Annotated in this window: 14 protein-coding genes; 8 read left to right on the top strand and 6 right to left on the bottom strand. The window is 40.7% G+C overall.

From position 1 onward, the window contains the following. Nucleotides 1–2: 2 nt before the first annotated feature. On the top strand, nucleotides 3–1,061 hold the full coding sequence (locus tag FAZ15_RS00450) for an efflux RND transporter periplasmic adaptor subunit (RefSeq protein WP_136899054.1): 1,059 nt from the start codon (nucleotides 3–5) through the stop codon (nucleotides 1,059–1,061). A gap of 80 nt (nucleotides 1,062–1,141) precedes the next feature. Then, nucleotides 1,142–4,318, top strand: a complete 3,177-nt coding sequence (locus tag FAZ15_RS00455) for an efflux RND transporter permease subunit (RefSeq protein WP_136899056.1) — start codon at nucleotides 1,142–1,144, stop codon at nucleotides 4,316–4,318. Between the two features lie 70 nt (nucleotides 4,319–4,388). Here FAZ15_RS00455 and purL read toward each other — a convergent pair whose 3' ends face one another. Beyond that, nucleotides 4,389–8,063, bottom strand: a complete 3,675-nt coding sequence (purL, locus tag FAZ15_RS00460) for a phosphoribosylformylglycinamidine synthase (RefSeq protein WP_136899058.1) — start codon at nucleotides 8,061–8,063, stop codon at nucleotides 4,389–4,391. Between the two features lie 142 nt (nucleotides 8,064–8,205). Here purL and pheT point away from each other — a divergent pair, with 142 nt between their 5' ends. From pheT to rny, 4 genes are all read left to right on the top strand, one after another. After that, nucleotides 8,206–10,602, top strand: a complete 2,397-nt coding sequence (gene pheT / locus FAZ15_RS00465; RefSeq protein WP_136899060.1) for a phenylalanine--tRNA ligase subunit beta — start codon at nucleotides 8,206–8,208, stop codon at nucleotides 10,600–10,602. Nucleotides 10,603–10,637: 35 nt separating this feature from the next. Beyond that, the gene (locus FAZ15_RS00470; protein WP_136899062.1) at nucleotides 10,638–10,946 is read left to right on the top strand and encodes a hypothetical protein; all 309 of its coding nucleotides are present in this window, start codon (nucleotides 10,638–10,640) and stop codon (nucleotides 10,944–10,946) included. A 56-nt stretch (nucleotides 10,947–11,002) separates the two neighbouring features. After that, nucleotides 11,003–11,293, top strand: coding sequence for a cell division protein ZapA (locus tag FAZ15_RS00475; protein ID WP_136899064.1), 291 nt, complete (start codon nucleotides 11,003–11,005; stop codon nucleotides 11,291–11,293). A gap of 362 nt (nucleotides 11,294–11,655) precedes the next feature. Beyond that, complete coding sequence (rny, locus tag FAZ15_RS00480; RefSeq protein ID WP_136899066.1) at nucleotides 11,656–13,215, top strand: ribonuclease Y; 1,560 nt, start codon at nucleotides 11,656–11,658, stop codon at nucleotides 13,213–13,215. Between the two features lie 294 nt (nucleotides 13,216–13,509). On the opposite strand, the gene FAZ15_RS00485 is transcribed toward rny, so the two are convergent. Then, nucleotides 13,510–13,704 carry a hypothetical protein gene (locus tag FAZ15_RS00485; protein WP_136899068.1) on the bottom strand — a complete coding sequence of 65 codons (195 nt, stop codon included), beginning with the start codon at nucleotides 13,702–13,704 and terminating at the stop codon, nucleotides 13,510–13,512. 26 nt (nucleotides 13,705–13,730) lie between these two features. After that, entirely contained in the window at nucleotides 13,731–14,057 is a 327-nt protein-coding gene (locus tag FAZ15_RS00490; protein WP_136899070.1) for a hypothetical protein, read from the bottom strand. Nucleotides 14,058–14,376: 319 nt separating this feature from the next. Here FAZ15_RS00490 and FAZ15_RS00495 point away from each other — a divergent pair, with 319 nt between their 5' ends. Then, a complete protein-coding gene (locus FAZ15_RS00495) occupies nucleotides 14,377–14,907 on the top strand; it encodes a hypothetical protein (RefSeq protein WP_136899072.1) in 531 nt (176 codons plus the stop codon). Between the two features lie 6 nt (nucleotides 14,908–14,913). Further along, nucleotides 14,914–15,510, top strand: coding sequence for an LURP-one-related/scramblase family protein (locus FAZ15_RS00500; protein WP_136899074.1), 597 nt, complete (start codon nucleotides 14,914–14,916; stop codon nucleotides 15,508–15,510). A gap of 9 nt (nucleotides 15,511–15,519) precedes the next feature. On the opposite strand, the gene FAZ15_RS00505 is transcribed toward FAZ15_RS00500, so the two are convergent. The 3 genes from FAZ15_RS00505 to FAZ15_RS00515 all read right to left on the bottom strand — a co-directional run bounded on the left by FAZ15_RS00505 (nucleotide 15,520) and on the right by FAZ15_RS00515 (nucleotide 18,113). Then, nucleotides 15,520–16,029 carry a GNAT family N-acetyltransferase gene (locus FAZ15_RS00505; protein WP_136899076.1) on the bottom strand — a complete coding sequence of 170 codons (510 nt, stop codon included), beginning with the start codon at nucleotides 16,027–16,029 and terminating at the stop codon, nucleotides 15,520–15,522. Nucleotide 16,030: 1 nt separating this feature from the next. Then, nucleotides 16,031–16,870, bottom strand: coding sequence for a prephenate dehydrogenase (locus FAZ15_RS00510; RefSeq protein WP_136899078.1), 840 nt, complete (start codon nucleotides 16,868–16,870; stop codon nucleotides 16,031–16,033). Between the two features lie 73 nt (nucleotides 16,871–16,943). Then, nucleotides 16,944–18,113 (bottom strand): pyridoxal phosphate-dependent aminotransferase, encoded by a 1,170-nt coding sequence (locus tag FAZ15_RS00515; protein WP_136899081.1) that lies wholly within the window; start codon nucleotides 18,111–18,113, stop codon nucleotides 16,944–16,946. Nucleotides 18,114–18,199: the final 86 nt, after the last annotated feature.

The raw sequence follows: 18,199 nt of genomic DNA on the forward strand, positions 1-18,199 counted from the left end.
ATATGAAACGTGCAATTATTACTGTAATTATTATCGCTGCCGTGTTAGCAGGAATTTTTTACATATTGAATAAAAACAAAGCTAAAAATGAGCAGGAGACGCAAGAAGCAGCTGTTACAAATGCTACTGTCGCGGTACGTGTTGATACTGCGCGTAGGCAGTCGGTAGATTTAGCTTATTTAGCCAATGGAACTTTTATACCTAAGCAGGAAGTAACTGTGTCTGCGGAAGCAGCAGGTCGGGTAGTACGTGTATTGGTGGATGAGGGTTCACGCGTCAGCGCAGGCCAAACACTGGCTATTGTAGAAGGGGATAAATTAAATGTATCGGTAGCCAATGCGCAGGCTGTCTTTAACAATGCACAAGCTGATGTGCAACGTTTTGAAAGTGCATATGCAACAGGTGGTGTGACCAAACAGCAATTGGATCAGGTAAAGCTACAATTCGAAAATGCAAAGAATAATCTTCAATCTGCAAAATTGACCGCCGGGGATGTCACGATCAAGACTTCTGTTTCTGGTATCGTCAATTCTCGGAAAATTGAGCCGGGAACTTATCTAAATGTAGGTGCTCCTGCATTCGATATCGTTAATGTAAGTACACTGAAATTACGTGTAAATGTCGACGAAAAGAATGTTGCTACATTAAAAGTGGGGCAAACGGTGAATGTGACAGCTAGTGTATATGCAGATAAAAAATTTACCGGTAAGATTACATTCATTGCCCCTAAGTCCGATGGAAGCTTAAATTTTCCTGTTGAAATTGAAATTGCGAATAATGCCAATAATGATTTACGTGCCGGAATGTATGGAACAGCAAGCTTTGGTAATGAGGACACCGTTGATGTTCTTGTTATACCGCGTACAGCATTCGTGGGTAGCGTGAGTGATAATAAGGTGTTTGTGGCCAAAGGAGACAAGGCGATAGCTAAGCAAGTGGTTTCAGGTCGTAATTTTGGTGATTTTATTGAGGTAATAAGCGGAGTTAATGACGGTGATCAGGTGATCGTATCCGGACAAATTAATTTGTTTGATCAAACCCCTATTACGGTTATTAAGTAAATAATAAGGAACTAAAGCGGAATACATGACACCTGCCTGCGGCAGGCAGGGCTTCATCGCTTTAAAAAACAACTATACAGATGAAAATTGCAGAAATATCAATAAAACGACCGAGTTTGATCATTGTGATGTTTATCATTTTGACACTTGGCGGTTTATTCTCTTACAGCCAGTTGGGGTATGAATTGATTCCCAAGTTTGATATCAACGTGATTACCATCCAGACGGTATATCCGGGAGCCTCACCTACAGAAATAGAGAACACTGTTACCAAAAAAATAGAAGATGCCGTCTCCTCTTTGGAGATGGTAAAGAAAATAGAATCGACCTCTTTAGAGAACGTATCTATCGTTATGGTTACTCTTAATGATGGGGCAGATGTAAATTTCTTGTTGACGGATGCGCAACGTAAAATCAACTCTATTTCGAATGATTTACCAGACGATGTTGACCCTCCAACATTAAACAAGTTTTCGTTAGATGATATAGCGATTATGAGTTTAGCGGTAACGTCTAACTTGAGTGAAAAAGAACTATACGACCTATTGGATACGAAAATACAACCTGTTTTTGCCCGTGTAAATGGGGTTGCTAAGGTTGATATGATCGGGGGAGAAGAACGGGAGATTCAGGTAAAGGTAGATCCTGAGCGGTTAGAAGGCTACGGATTATCCATTACCCAGATACAGCAGGTAATCGCGTCATCCAATTTGGATTTCCCGACGGGAAGTGTGTCTTCCCGCGAAAAGCGCACGACTATTCGTCTGGCTGGTAAAGTGGAGTCCATTGATGAATTAAGGAATTTACCACTAACTACTTCTACAGGAGCAACTGTGTTTTTACGTGATGTGGCGGATATACAAGACGGTATTGCAGAGATTGAAAAAATTGCGCGTTTGGATCGCCAAAATACGATACTATTACAGGTGTTTAAGCAATCCGATGCCAATGCCGTGGCGGTTTCTGAATCAGTAAAAAATACAATTTCAGAAGTAGAAAACGATTACAAGGATAATAATATCAAAGTTTTGGTGGCAAATGATTCAAGTGAATACACCTTGAATGCGGCTAACCATGTGATGAAGGATTTGGTACTGGCCATCGTTCTTGTAGGCTTTATCATGCTTTTCTTTCTCCATAGCTTACGCAATGCAGCGTTTACGATGGTAGCAATACCGTTGTCATTGATTGCAACTTTTATCGGAATGTTTTTGATGGGCTATACGCTCAACTTGATGTCTTTGCTAGGGCTTTCCCTAGTAGTAGGTATTTTGGTGGATGATGCCATTGTGGTTATTGAGAATATACATAGACACATGGAAATGGGTAAGAATAGGGTGCGTGCAGCTTATGACGGCGCTAAAGAGATCGGTTTTACAGTCTCTGCTATTACCTTGGTTATTGTGGTCGTATTCTTACCAATAGCCATGTCAACAGGTTTGGTAGCTAATATCTTGGCTCAATTCTGTGTGACCGTTATTATTTCAACGCTGTTGTCGTTATTGGTTTCTTTTACTGTTGTTCCCTGGTTGTATTCTCGGTTTGGAAGGTTAGAGCACGTTAATCCAAAGTCTTTCTTTGGTGGGATAATTGTGGGCTTTGAACGAGGACTAACGAAATTTACCAATTGGGTATCTAATGTATTGAAATGGTCTCTCCGCAAGAGAGTGAATAAGGTATTAACCCTTCTTTTGGCGGTTGTTTTATTTTTTGGTTCGATTATGTTAGTTGGAATGGGGTATATTGGATCTGACTTCTTTCCGGCGAATGATAAAGGCGAATTTCTCGTGCAGTTTGAGTTAGAAAAAGATGCCTCGTTAGAAACGACAAACTTACTAACCCAGCGGGCAGAGCATTTTATTGCAGCTAAGCCGGAGATCAAACGTTTAATTACCTCGGTGGGACAGTCCAGCGACGGCGGTTTTTCGGGAATAGCAGGTTCTCGGTATAAATCCGAAATTCATGTAATCATGAAGGACGAATACATTGGAATAGAAAATTCGAAAGTGTATTCTGCAAAATTAAAGCGTGAATTAGAGAATGAATTGATCGGAGCGAAAGTCAAAACGGTGAATATGGGTTTGATGGGAGCGGAGGAAGCTCCGATAAAGTTGACCATTATCGGGGCGTCGCCGGAGGATGCATTGGAATTTGCAAACAAAGCAGCGGATCTACTAAGAGATGTACCAGGTTCTTCTCAGGTGAAATTGTCTTCGGAAGATGGTAACCCGGAAATTAATGTGAAAGTAGACCGCGAGAAGATGACTTCCTTAGGCCTGAATGTGGCGACCGTAGGTATGACGATGCAGACTGCTTTTTCGGGAAATACAGATAATAAATTCCGCGCGGGAGATAACGAGTATGATATCAACATTCAATTTGACGATAAAGGTCGTACAGGGATAGATGATGTGAGGACGCTTAAATTTGTTAACAATCACGGTGCCACCATTTCATTGGAACAATTTGCGGAGATAGGTTATGGATCAGGTCCTACTTTATTGGAGCGTCGTGACAAATCGCCTTCGGTATCCGTACAGGGCCAAGTGATTGGTCGTCCTGCTGGTACTGTAGCGCAGGAATGGGAAGAGAAATTTAAGGAGTTAGAACGTAAGCCCGGTGTTTCGTACGTATGGGGAGGTAATATGGAAAATCAATCTGAAGGATTTGGTACGTTGGGTATTGCCCTGTTGGCGTCCATTATTTTGGTGTACTTGGTTATGGTATCTTTATATGATAACTTTGTAACCCCGTTTGTTGTATTGTTTTCCATACCGCTGTCTTTTATCGGTGCTTTATTATTATTGGCTTTGACGAACCAGTCGTTGAACATCTTTACCATATTGGGTATCATCATGTTGATTGGTTTGGTGGCGAAGAATGCGATTTTACTGGTAGACTTTGCTAACCACCGAAAAGATGCAGGTGACAATACACACGATGCTCTGGTGGCAGCTAACCATGCCCGTCTTCGTCCGATCTTAATGACAACCATTGCCATGGTATTCGGAATGATTCCTATTGCTATGGCTACAGGTGGTATCGCAGATACGAACAGAGGTTTGGCTATTGTTATTATCGGTGGACTGTTGTCCTCACTTTTGTTGACACTCGTTGTTGTCCCTGTCGTATATTCTATTTTTGACAGTCTAGGAAGACGCTTTGGTAAGAAGGAAAAAACGAACTATGAAGAACTTATAGTTGCCGATTACGAAGAAAATGAAGACTACGTAGATGAAATGGCGGTGAAGCATTAATCGTTATTAAATCATAAAAAAAATCCCGGGACGATAATCCCGGGATTTTTTGTTTTATGAATCTAGCGTCTTACTTGCCTTGATTTTCAATCCATTTTCTGGCATTGACGAATGCCTCTAACCAAGGAGTGACTTCATCTTGTCGGCCTTGTGGATAGTTTGCCCAGTTCCATTGAAATGTAGAACGTTCGATGTGAGGCATTGTTACTAAGTGACGGCCTGTGGCATCGCATAACATCGCTGTGTTGTAATCTGAACCATTCGGATTGTGTGGATACTGATCGTAAGCGTATTTCGCTACGATATGGTATTGCGATTCCTCTTTCGGTAGGTTGAACTTTCCTTCACCGTGCGAAATCCAAACGCCGAGTGTAGCACCTGCTAAAGTCGATAGCATCACGGAGTTGTTTTCTTGAATAGTAACCGAAGAAAAGCTTGATTCGTGCTTTTGAGATGTATTGTGAAGCATTTTTCCATGTACATCGTGATCCGGATTAATCAATTCCAATTCCATGAATAATTGACAACCATTACAGATCCCCACGGAAAGTGTATCCGGGCGTTTGAAGAAGTTATCCAATGCCGTTTTTGCTTTGTTATTATATAGGAAAGCACCCGCCCAACCTTTGGCCGAACCCAAAACGTCTGAATTGGAGAAACCACCTACAGAACCAATGAATTGGATGTCTTCCAATGTCTCACGACCGGAAATTAAATCTGTCATATGTACATCCTTTACATCAAATCCTGCCAAGTACATGGCGTTTGCCATTTCACGTTCCGAATTTGAACCTTTTTCCCGTATAATAGCTGCTTTAGGGCGAGGTTTTGTCTCGTCAATGACAGGTTTTATGCCGGTAAAATGATTGGGGAATGTATATTTCAGCGGTTGATTTTTGTAATTGTTGTAACGTTCCGCTGCCATACCATTCTTAGATTGCTTTTGATCCAGGAGGAAGGATGTTTTATACCAAATGTCACGTGTTTCAACAACATTGAATGTAAAGCTGTCCGTGTTATTTTTTAACGTGATTTCAGTACCTTCGATAGCCTGACCGATTTTTGTAAAGTCAATGTTAACCGTTGTTAAGACTTTTTCGAACGCAGTATCTTCTTTCGCTTGTAGTACAACAGCGATATTCTCGTTGAATAAGGCTTTTACCGTATCGACTTCGTTCAATCCCGATAAGTCGTAATTGGCTGCTACATTCACATCTGCAAAGGTCATTTCAAGCAACGTGGTAATCAGACCACCAGAACCTACATCATGACCTGCTTCGATCAGGTTTTGGTTGATTAAATCCTGGATGGTATTAAACGCTGTTTTGAAGTAAGCGCCATCCTGAATAGTTGGTACTTCTTTTCCGATCTTATTTAAGATTTGGGCAAAGGACGAGCCACCTAACTTGAAACTATCTTTTGATAAATTGATGTAATAAATCGAACCCGAATTTTTATTCAAGACAGGTTCTACGACCTTATTAATATCTATACAGTTACCTGCAGCGGAGATGATTAATGTTCCCGGAGCGATTACATGTTCGCCGCTAGGATATTTTTGCTTCATCGAAAGTGAATCTTTTCCCGTAGGAATATTGATCCCTAATTCAATGGCAAAATCCGAGCAGGCTTTAACGGCTTTGTACAGGCGCGCGTCTTCCCCCTCGTTGTTACAAGCCCACATCCAGTTGGCAGAAAGCGATACACCGGCTAAACCATTTTTGATCGGAGCGAAGACTAAGTTGGATAAAGCTTCTGCGATAGCCGTTTTACTTGCTGCCGCAGAATCTACGATGGCTGCCACCGGTGAGTGTCCTACTGTCGTCGCTATACCTTCTTTCCCTTTGAAATCCAATGCCATTACACCGACATTGTTCAATGGCAGTTGCAACGGGCCGACACATTGTTGTTTTGCAACACGGCCACCTACGCAGCGGTCCACTTTATTGGTCAACCAATCTTTGGATGCAACAGCTTCCAATTGTAAAACCTGCTTTAAGTAGGTAGGGATACTATCCGTGGTGTATTCCAAATCTGTGTAATTCCGGATTACCGTATTGTCCTTCATATAGGTTTTTGGAGAGGATCCGAAGAAGTCTTCCAACGCATAATCCATGGGTTTTTCACCCCTAGTTTTCGACTGAAATGTAAAGCGGTGATCACCCGTTACGTCACCTACAGTATACATAGGAGCACGTTCACGATCAGCTACCCGTTTTAATGTCTCGATATCTTTGTCGGCAATAACTAATCCCATACGTTCTTGCGATTCGTTGCCGATAATCTCCTTAGCAGAAAGGGTAGGGTCACCAACAGGTAAAGCATCCAGATCGATCAGGCCGCCCGTGTCTTCTACTAATTCTGAAAGACAATTTAAGTGACCGCCGGCACCGTGGTCATGGATGGATACAATAGGATTGCTATCTGATTCGACCATTCCGCGTACGGCGTTGGCCGCACGTTTTTGCATTTCCGGGTTAGACCGTTGAATCGCATTTAATTCAATACCGGAACCAAAAGCACCTGTATCGGCTGATGATACAGCTGCACCACCCATACCGATGCGGTAATTTTCTCCGCCCAGAATAACGATTTTATCACCTGTTTGAGGGGTGTGTTTTTTTGCTTGATCCAGTTTGCCATAACCGACACCACCAGCTTGCATGATGACCTTATCATAGCCTAATTTACGCGCATCCTCTTCATGTTCAAACGTCAAAACGGAACCTGTGATCAACGGTTGGCCAAATTTATTACCAAAATCCGAAGCTCCATTGGATGCTTTGATGAGGATATCCATTGGCGTTTGGTACAACCAGTCGCGTTCTTCCATTGCTTTTTCCCAAGGACGATCTGCTTCCAAGCGGGAATACGAAGTCATGTATATTGCCGTACCCGCCAAAGGCAAAGCACCCTGACCACCTGCAAGGCGGTCACGGATTTCTCCTCCCGAACCCGTAGCTGCACCTGAAAATGGTTCAACGGTCGTCGGGAAGTTGTGTGTTTCTGCTTTTACGGACAGCACAGATTCGAATTCCTTTTCTTCGTAAAAATCTGGTTTGTCTGCCGATTTAGGTGCGAATTGAACGACTCGGGGTCCTTTTACAAAAGCAACATTATCTTTATATGCAGAAATAATATCATTAGGGTTAGTTTCGGAAGTTTTCTTAATCAATTTGAATAACGAAGTCGGTTGTTCCTCCCCGTCGATAATAAACGTTCCGTTGAATATTTTGTGACGGCAGTGTTCAGAATTAGCTTGTGAAAATGCGAAAACCTCAGAATCAGTCAGCTTTCGTCCGAGCTTTGTTGATAAGTCGTCTAAATACTGAACCTCTTCCCGATTCAGCGCCAAGCCTTCCTGTTTGTTATACCCATCAATATCATCGATTTCCAAGATGGGTTCCGGATTGATATGGATAGTGTACATGTCTTGTGTTAAGGCTGTGTACTTCTGGGAAATCATGGGGTCGAATTCGTTAAAGTTTTGATCCACCTGTTGAAATTCTTCAATTCGGACGATACCCTTAATGCCCATGTTTTGTGTTATTTCCACGGCATTGGTACTCCAAGGGGTGATCATTGCCGCACGGGGTCCGACGTAGTGGTTATTTAACGTATGGTCGTCTAGTTTTTTAGCGTTTCCAAAAAGCCAATTGAGTTTGTTAATGTCTTCTTGTGATAAAGAGTTTACACTTTGAACACCGTATATGATGTTCGATGGGTTCTCAAAGAATTGAATCATTATTTTCGTATGTTTTGAACGTTCTTCAAATTAAAGTACAAAGTTACGTATTATTTTAATAATTGTAGTGCAAATCGTTTAGGGGCGTGTTTAATAAATTCGCTACAAAATCCTATCTTTGTACCTTTAAAATCACAGATAAATGAATATTTCTTACAATTGGCTTAAGAATTACGTAAATATAGATAAGACACCACAGGAACTGTCGTTGATTTTGACGGATATCGGACTCGAGGTGGAAGCCGTTGAAACTGTACAGTCTATCCCCGGAGGTTTGGACGGATTAGTTGTCGGGGAGGTGATCACATGCGAACAACATCCCAATGCGGATAAATTGAAAGTGACTACCGTGAATGTAGGCGGATCAGAATTGTTGCATATCGTGTGTGGAGCTCCTAACGTAAGAATAGGACTTAAGGTGATCGTTGCGCAGGTAGGTACTACTTGCCATCCTACAACTGGAGAACCTTTTAAAATAACAAAATCAAAAATCAGGAGCGAAGTATCAGAAGGTATGCTTTGCGGTGAAGATGAAATAGGTCTGGGAACTTCTCATGCCGGTATTGTGGAATTGGATGCAAATGCACAGATTGGCTCATTGGTGAGAGATTATTACCAGATTCAAGACGATTATAGATTTGAAATCGGCCTCACACCTAATCGTGCAGATGCAGCTTCACATTTAGGTGTGGCACGTGATCTGGCGGCATATTTCCGAAGTACATATACATTGCCCGATGTAGCTGCTTTCAATGAAAAAGAAAATCCAGATGCCACCGGTGTCACTGTAGCAAATAGCACAGCATGTCCTCGTTATTCGGGGGTCAATATCGCTGGTGTAAAAGTAGGGGAATCACCCGAATGGCTAAAAGAGAAATTAAATGTGATAGGTATCCGTTCGATCAATAATATTGTGGATGTCACTAATTATGTATTGCACGATCTGGGGCAACCTCTACACGCGTTTGATAAAGATAAGATTGCAGGGGACAAAGTCATCGTCCGCTTAGCAAATGAAGGTGAATTGTTTACGACCTTAGATGGGGTAGAACGCAAGCTGTCATCGGAAGATTTAGTCATTGCAGATGCGGAAAAGCCCATGTGTTTAGCTGGTGTCTTTGGCGGTGTACATTCCGGAGTAACGGAAGAGACCACTAATATTTTCTTGGAATCGGCTTATTTCAATTCAGTGTCTATTCGGAAGACCTCCAAACGGCATAGCTTAAAAACGGATTCCTCATTCCGGTTTGAACGCGGAACAGATCCCAACATAACAGTATATGCACTTCAACGTGCAGCCTTATTGATACAGGAAGTAGCTGGTGGACAAATTGATGCTGCCATTACCGATATTTACCCCGTTAAGGTAGCTGCGTTTACATTTGACGTACGTTACAAAAACGTGCAACGCCTGATCGGTAAAGATATCCCAGCTTCGGAAATTAAGGCTATTATACTGGCCTTGGGCATAGAAATTTCGAACGAAGATGCCGATACGATCACCGTTCATGTACCGGCATATAAAGTAGATGTAACCCGTGAAGTGGATGTAATAGAAGAAGTATTGCGCATTTACGGATATAACAATATCGAGTTGAAATCGCAGATAAAGGCTTCCTTGAATACGTCCGAGAAACCGGATAAAGAAGTGGTGCTTAATCAGATTGCCGATCTTTTGATTGCCAATGGATACCGCGAGATCCTATCCAATTCCTTGACAAAAGGAGCTTATTCAGACGATGAACACACTGCCGTGAAGTTGCTTAATCCGTTGAGTACGGATTTGGATACGATGCGTCAAAATATGATCTTTTCTGTGTTAACGGCCATAGAGTACAATCAGAAACGTAAATCTTCGGATATAAAGTTCTTTGAATACGGGAAAACATATCATCTTTTGGAAGAAGGATATCAGGAAAAGCAGCATATGGTACTGGGGATTGCTGGTAAAAAGATGCCTGAGCAGTGGAACAATGAATCGAAAGCGAATAATTTTTATAACCTAAAAGCTGCGGTGGATATTCTGTTGCAGCGGTTAAAGATAGAAAATCTTCAACTTGTAGAAACAACCAACCCGCATTTTGCCTATGGTCTGGATTACCTGAAAGGACAAAAGGTATTGGTATCGTTAGGCGCTATTTCGGCGGGAACATTAGCAAAAGTAGATGTGGATGGGGTTGTGTTTTTTGCGGATTTTGACTGGGATCTGGTGTTAAAAACCATTCGCAAGAATACGATTACGTATAAGGAAGTTTCTAAGTTTCCATCCGTACGTCGGGATTTAGCGTTATTGATAAACGACGAGGTTACTTTTGAGCAGCTTAAAAATATCGCAATTAAGTCAGAACGTAAGCTTTTGAAGGAGGTAAACATATTTGATGTGTACAAAGGTGAAAAACTGCCGGAAGGTAAAAAGTCTTATGCACTGAGTTTTACCATTCAGGATGAAGAAAAAACGCTTAATGACAAACAAATTGATAGCATAATTAAAAAATTAATTCTTAACTTTGAGAAAGAGACCGGCGCGGTAGTGCGTTAGTTGAGGGATATAAAATATTAATTGCGAAATAATATATGGCGTCATTATCATCACAAGTGAATATTATCGTTGAGAAAACGAAAAATTTAATTCAATTGTGTGAAGCCTTACAAGAAGAGAATGACCTACTGAAATTGGAACTACAATCTGTACAAGTTGCGTTTGAGACGAGTTCGGATAAAGTTCAGCAGCTTGAAGATAAGCTAAAAGTGATGACGGTAGCAAAATCCTTGGACGAGTCGGATATAGATAAAGTCGCTATAAATGAAAAAACACTTGACACAAAGCAAAAAATTAACGATTTTGTGCGAGAAATAGACAAATGTATAAACTTACTGAAGTAGTTGGGTAGGTAAGAAGGATAAGGATATAAGTTTATTACGTTATTAAGCTCAAGAAAATGGGAGATATTTCCATAAAAATAAATATCGCAGATCGGGTGTATCCTTTACGTGTAGAAACAGAAGAGGAGGAGGTGATACGTCACGCTGCGAAATTGATAAATGAAAAAATAAAGGAATTGCAGGATAATTATGCAGTTCGTGATAAGCAGGATCTGCTATCTATGTGTGTATTGCAATATGCGACAGGTATGATTAAAGCCGAGCGTAATGCGCAGAATCAGGACATAGGTTTGGAGCAAACGGTTCATGAATTGGATAATTTATTGACGGATTTCTTTAAAAAATAAGATCGTTCTTTATAGAGCTGTTTAACGACGAATTTGCCGCAATTAAATTCGGGTTGTCACTATTTTAAACTTAACGCTTCAATATCACGAGCAATACAAAGATATAGTCCATTTTGCGAAAGCCATCTAGGTCATAATCATACGCTCAAATCATGTGTAATCGAAGTTTAATAATACATGAAGCCTGTTTAAATTTAATTGCGGTTTTTTTTTGCTGAAAGTCTTTGTCATACAAAGCTTTTAAGGGATTGAGCGTGCAGAGTTAATAATCATAGATCGTTTTAGATTTGGGGATGATAAAAAATGGTTAGTAATGTTTTGAAAAGAAAATTATTAAAAACTAAATATATACAATAAATAAAATGGAGTTATCAACGACAATTTCAATAATAATTTCACTTCTTATTGGTGTTGTTATTGGACGGTATGTGTTACAACTACTGTTCAAGAAGCAAGAGCAAGCTGCCAACGGGAAAGCGGAGAGTATTATAAAAGAGGCTGAAAAACATGCCGAACATATCAAGAAACAACGTCAACTAGAAGCTAAAGAACGGTTTCTTCAACTTAAAGCAGAGCACGAAAAAGAGGTTAATCAACGCAATAACACGATAGCTCAAAAGGAAAATAGTATCCGTCAGAAAGAACAATCCATCAATCAAAAACTAGAGACTTTAAATCGGGAAAAACAGGAGCTGGATGCTAAAAGTAAAAAGTTAGATCAACTCGTTGAGGTGAATGAGAAGAAAAGTGAAGAAGTGGATCAATTGAAAAATCAGCATATTCAACAATTGGAAACTATTGCGGGATTGACTGCTGACGAAGCCAAAGAACAATTGGTGTCTTCATTACGGGAAGAAGCACGTTCTCAAGCTATTATGCAGATTAAAGATATCGTAGATGAGGCGAAGTTGACGGCTTCTAAAGAAGCTAAAAAAGTAGTTATACAGACTATTCAACGTACAGCTACGGAATCTGCAATTGAAAATACAGTTTCCATTTTTAACATCGAAAATGATGAAATCAAAGGGCGCATTATCGGTCGGGAAGGGCGTAATATACGTGCACTCGAAGCCGCTACAGGTGTTGAGATAATTGTTGACGATACGCCTGAGGCTATTATTTTATCGGGGTTTGATCCGGTACGTCGTGAGATTGCCCGTCTGTCATTGCATCGATTGGTAACAGATGGTCGTATTCACCCGGCTCGTATTGAAGAAGTGGTTGCCAAAACACGCACGCAGATCGAGGATGAAATCGTCGAAATTGGTGAACGTACCGTTATAGATCTAGGCATACATGGCTTACATCCTGAATTAATCCGCATGGTAGGGCGTATGCGTTACCGTTCTTCTTACGGTCAGAACCTATTACAACACTCGCGTGAGGTGGCTAACTTCGCGGCAACGATGGCGGCAGAGCTCGGCTTGAATGTGAAAATGGCCAAGCGAGCAGGTCTATTACACGATATTGGTAAGGTGCCTGATGATAATCCTGAACTACCGCATGCGATATTGGGTATGCAATTGGCCGAGAAATATAAGGAACATCCAGATGTTTGTAATGCTATTGGAGCCCATCACGATGAAATAGAAATGACATCCATGATTTCTCCTGTTGTGCAGGCTTGTGATGCTATTTCAGGAGCGCGCCCAGGCGCACGTCGCGAAGTCGTTGAAAGTTACATCAAGCGTTTGAAAGAATTAGAAGCATTGGCGTTATCGTATCCGGGTGTAGAGAAAACATTCGCTATTCAGGCAGGCCGCGAGTTGCGCGTTGTAGTGGAATCTGAACGGATCAGCGATGCAGCTGCAGAAGTGTTAGCTGCCGATATTTCGAATCGTATACAGACGGAAATGACTTATCCTGGCCAAATCAAAGTAACGGTAATTCGCGAAACAAGATCGGTGTCGTACGCGAAGTAATTCGCTTCTATACGTTACTTAAGAGGGTATCTTCTATGTTTGTCATAGGAGATGCCCTTTTCTATTTGACTATGTTTAGGTTATGATGTTAAGAGGTAATAAAAATGAAGGTTTAATTTATACTAATTTCTTTTGTCGCTTGGACCGCGACGGGTCTGCACTTTTTTCTTGCCAAAAGTGTACAAAAGCGCGTCGCTGTGCCGGCTCGACACCAAGGTTCACCATTCCTGATATTGTCGACCCGCCAAGACGACATTTGTCGGATATGAAAGGATAGCGCTTTATTCTTAGACATTACGGTTCCTTCCAAAAAAAATCCCAAACCTTGATTTCTTTTGTTAGTTCTGCCATGTGCTGGATAGCGTAGCTATACGAGGTGTAAAGCTGAGTGTATTGGGCGACGTAATCATCAAATAGGATAAGGACCTCTTTGAGCTTGATCAGAAATTCTTGTAGGTCTTTGTCAAGCGACGAAATATCCACCTGCATGTCCTCATGAAATTGGAAAACCTCGTCTAGTATCTTAAAATTGAGCGGATCGATACATTTCGATCTCTATAATAGCTGTCTGTGTACCGGTTGTAATGTTCTGAATTTCGTTGTATCCCGTCATAAAATAAGATGGTGTCATGATGTAGTTTAGTGACTTGATTCGCAAAGTCGCGGATTTCTACCTGTAGCTTGATATCCACATTGACCAGCAGATCCGCTTGTGACCTGTCTACTTGACCGGTGTAGAAATCGTGTATCCGTTCTAGCTCTTTGCGTTCATCGACCAAAAGATCGAGTTTTAACTGGGTGAGTAGAATGTCACCCCGGTCTTTTTCCAGCTGGATCTTCATTTCCCAGACTTCATCGTGTGCCTGACGGTAATTCGCTAATGCGTTAACTTCAAGGTTGGATGGGAAATCTCTCTCTTCGATCGTATAAACGATATCGCGAAGGGGATGTTTGATAGTGTTGCAACAAGATAGTTAAAATTTGGATAATTATAAAATAAAACCCTTTCGTGTCGAGAATAGCATTAATTCCTTACCTTTGCTGTATGAAACCGAGATGTAACTCATATTGACAGAGACAAGTCAATGATTATCTTCGATGAGCTCGCAAGCTCGGTTAGTTAAATCGAGCTCTAATCAGCTATTGGAAAAAAATATACAGATGAATAAAAAGAATGCTAAAGGCACAAAACAACCCGAGTTTTCTCGCCCCGTTGAAAAGTATTTTTATGAATTAGATCATGTCTTCGCTTCGGGTAGTAAAAGTTTGTATGCGGTATGTCTAGCCTGCGCATTTTTTGGCATCATGGGATTGATATGGATGATCCCCTTCCCGCAGTTTGATTTCCTGGTTAAACTAAATATGCACACCTTTCTCAATTGGGGTTCATTTTTTATTGCTATAGCCATATATCTATATTTAAAGCTATCGCCAACTTTATCTTATGCCATTTTATTTTCTATAGCTGCCATGAGCTTTTTTATTGTGCAATTGGAATATGTGGAACGCGATGGGGGGGCGAGTGTTGTACTGGTTTGTACGATGATCAGCGTTATTAGCTTATTGGTTCTTTGGGTATTGGCCAAAAGAGAATCCAAACCTGTTAGCGGCAATGATTTTATTAAGTTATTAACCGTAGGCCCAATTTGGCTCTGGTCTAAAGTGTTTGATAAACTGAAAATAAAATATTAATTTGTTATGATGGAGCAATTGAATTATCCCCTTCATTTTCAATTTCGTGTTACTACACTTGCCAATGATTTTGTGGCTACGGATGCTTTTGGTGACACAATTTATTATGTCAGGGAGAAAATGTTTTCTTGGAGAGACCGTATTAAAGTATATCGAGATCAATCAAAAACTGAATTGTTGTACGAATTAACCTCCAATAAATTAATTGATTTTCAGCAAACTTTTACAATAACGGATGGAGCAGGGCGGGTGATCGGCAAGGTGAGAAGAAAAACCTTAAAGTCGCTTTGGCGATCAACCTTTAATTTGATGGATCCCAGTGACTCCATAGATCATAGTATTAAGGAAAAGAACCCATGGACTAAATTTTGGGATGGACTCTTTGGAGAAATCCCTCTTGTAGGTATGTTGTCCGGTTATTTGTTCAATCCGTCTTATATCTTGCGGAATGATGCCGGAGAGGAGATGTTCGAGATAAAAAAAGAACCGTCTTTCTTTGGAAGAAAATTCAGTGTACACAAAATAACAGAGCGGGAAGTAGATGACGAACGTTTTGTACTCAGTTTAATGCTTTTGGTGTTAATGGAAAGGAGTAATGGTTAGCTTTTTTAGCTAACTATTTTTATAGATTGCATACTCAAATTGCATTGCGCCGGTAACGGCAGGAGCAGGGTATTCTTTTTCCTTGACTGCACCGATTTTGGCTAATGCTGCTTGGGAACGGAAGTTTTTCTCGCGGACATGGAAAATAATCTTATTCGCGACTTCGAACGCCGTGTGTATCATCAACTGCTTAATAGACTGATTGTACGTGCCTCCCCAATACGCCTTGGCCAAAAAAGTGTATCCAATAGCGATTGATCTTTCTGGTTCATTATATTGGTAAAACGACGTAGCACCTATTACATGCTGTGTTTTTTTATCAATGATAAGAAAGGGCAAATCCGTATCTAAAAGCTTTTTAAAATATTGGGTAAACCCGATTGGTGTGTATCTGCTGAAATCGGGATGCTGTGCCCAAATTTCTTTATCTGAAGCTACTAGATACAATAAATCAAAATCCCTTTTTTCAAGAGGTATTAATTCAATCAATTCATTTGATAGTGGAATCCGAGGTATCATGTTACTTGATAATACGTTTAATCTTATTTGATTTTTTAATCAATTTATGCAAACCTTCATAATCTTCCTGCTCGATTTTATCATGAAGCTTCTTTAATTGTTTGATATGTTCAGCCAGAACTTCCAATACATTTTCTCTATTTTGTTTAAAAATTGGTGTCCACATGTCGGGAGATGACTTCGCTAAACGTACGGTAGATTCAAAACCCGAACCCGCTAATTCAAAGATGCGGCCTTGGGATTTTTCTTTCTCTAAAACGGTCAGTGCCAAGGCAAAAGAAGTTAAATGCGAAATATGCGATACATAGGCGGTATGCATATCATGCTCTTCTGCATTCATAAATGTTGATTTCATCTCCAATTGATCCGTAATGGCATCCGCAAGATCAAAGGCATCTTCGTCTGATTTGAAAGCTTCTACATACACCATGTTCTTGTCCCTGAATAAATTTGGTATGGCTGCTTCAGGTCCGGAATATTCCGTACCCGCCATTGGGTGAGCAGCAACATAACGTCCACGTTTAGGATGATCGACTATTTTATTGAGGATATTGATCTTGGTGGATCCCATATCGATGACAACTTGATCGTTGATCCGATCCAGGATGTACGGCGTAAGCTGCATAATGACATCTACGGGAACAGTCAGGACGATAACTTTAGCGTTTTCTAAAGCTTCATCCAGCGTTGCGATTTCATCTACTAAACCCAGTTCCAAGGCTTTTTTTTGGTTGGATTCATTCTTATCCACACCAATAATCTTATCACAGAATTTCGTTTGTTTAAGTCGGATACCTACCGATCCCCCGATAAGTCCTATTCCGACAATAGCTATGTTCATTGTTCAGTATTGAGTATTGAGTATTGAGTATTGAGTATTGAGTATTAGGAACTCTATACAAACTCCTTGTTCTTTAATCTTTATGCTTGACTTCCTTTATTCTCGCAATAGCTTGATCCAACACTTCTTCTTTTGCGCAAAGACTAATGCGAATATATTGATTTCCTGCGGTACCAAAAATTCCACCAGGAGTAATAAATACTTTTGCACGTTGAAGTATGTTGTCGCTGAGCTGATAACCGGATTCAAATGTGTTGGGGATTTTCGCCCAAACAAAAAGTCCTATTTGCTGCGTACTGTACACGCAATCCAACATATCCATAATTTCGTATACTTTTTCCCGTCTTTTACGATAAGTTTCATTTAGCTCATCATACCAGGATTTTTCCAGGGAAAGGGCTTTTGCCGCGGCCAGCTGCATTGGTAAAAACATACCCGAATCCATATTGGTTTTAAAACGAAGGATTTCATTGATGCGTTCTTCTGCGCCAACGAGCATCCCAATACGCCATCCTGCCATATTGGATGATTTACTGAGCGAATTCAGTTCAATGGCTACATCCTTAGCACCCGCTATCGCCAATAGACTTTGCGGGTTTTCATTTAGGATAAAGCTATATGGGTTGTCATGACAGATCAAGATATTGTTTCGATGCGCGAATGCGATTAGCTCATTAAAAAAGGCATGATTGGCAGAAGCCCCCGTAGGCATATGCGGGTAATTTACCCACATTATTTTTACTTTCGAAAGGTCTAGCCTTTCAAGCTCCGCAAAATCAGGTAGCCAGTCGTTCTCTTCAGAAAGTGTATATGGTCTCGCAGTTGCACCACTTAACCGTACCGCCGATGCATAAGTGGGGTAGCCCGGATTGGGGATAAGCGCTTCATCTCCTTCTTGGAGGTAGGTCATGCAAATATGTACAATCCCCTCTTTCGAACCAATAAGGGGAAGTATTTCGGTATTTGGATTAACCTGTACTCCATAATATTGAACATACCAATTTGACATCGCATCACGCAAGGCAGGTACACCTTTGTAATTCTGATATCCGTGTGTGGTGGATAGAGCAGCTTGCTCCTGCAATATTTGGATCACATCAGGATGGGGTGGAAGATCGGGACTTCCGATTCCTAAATTGATGACTTTGGCACCTGCTTTGTTCATTTCGTCAATTTCTCTCAATTTTTTAGAGAAATAATATTCTTCCGTGTGCTCTAGCCTTTTGGCAACTTCAATTTGCATTTTTATTTATATTAACGGGCCTAAATTAAGAATTTAGCTATGAATTGTCCTCTATTTTTGGAATAAATAATTTATCAATTATTTGC

It is taken from the genome of Sphingobacterium olei, from assembly GCF_005048855.1.
GTDB classification, from domain to species: Bacteria; Bacteroidota; Bacteroidia; order Sphingobacteriales; family Sphingobacteriaceae; genus Sphingobacterium; species Sphingobacterium olei.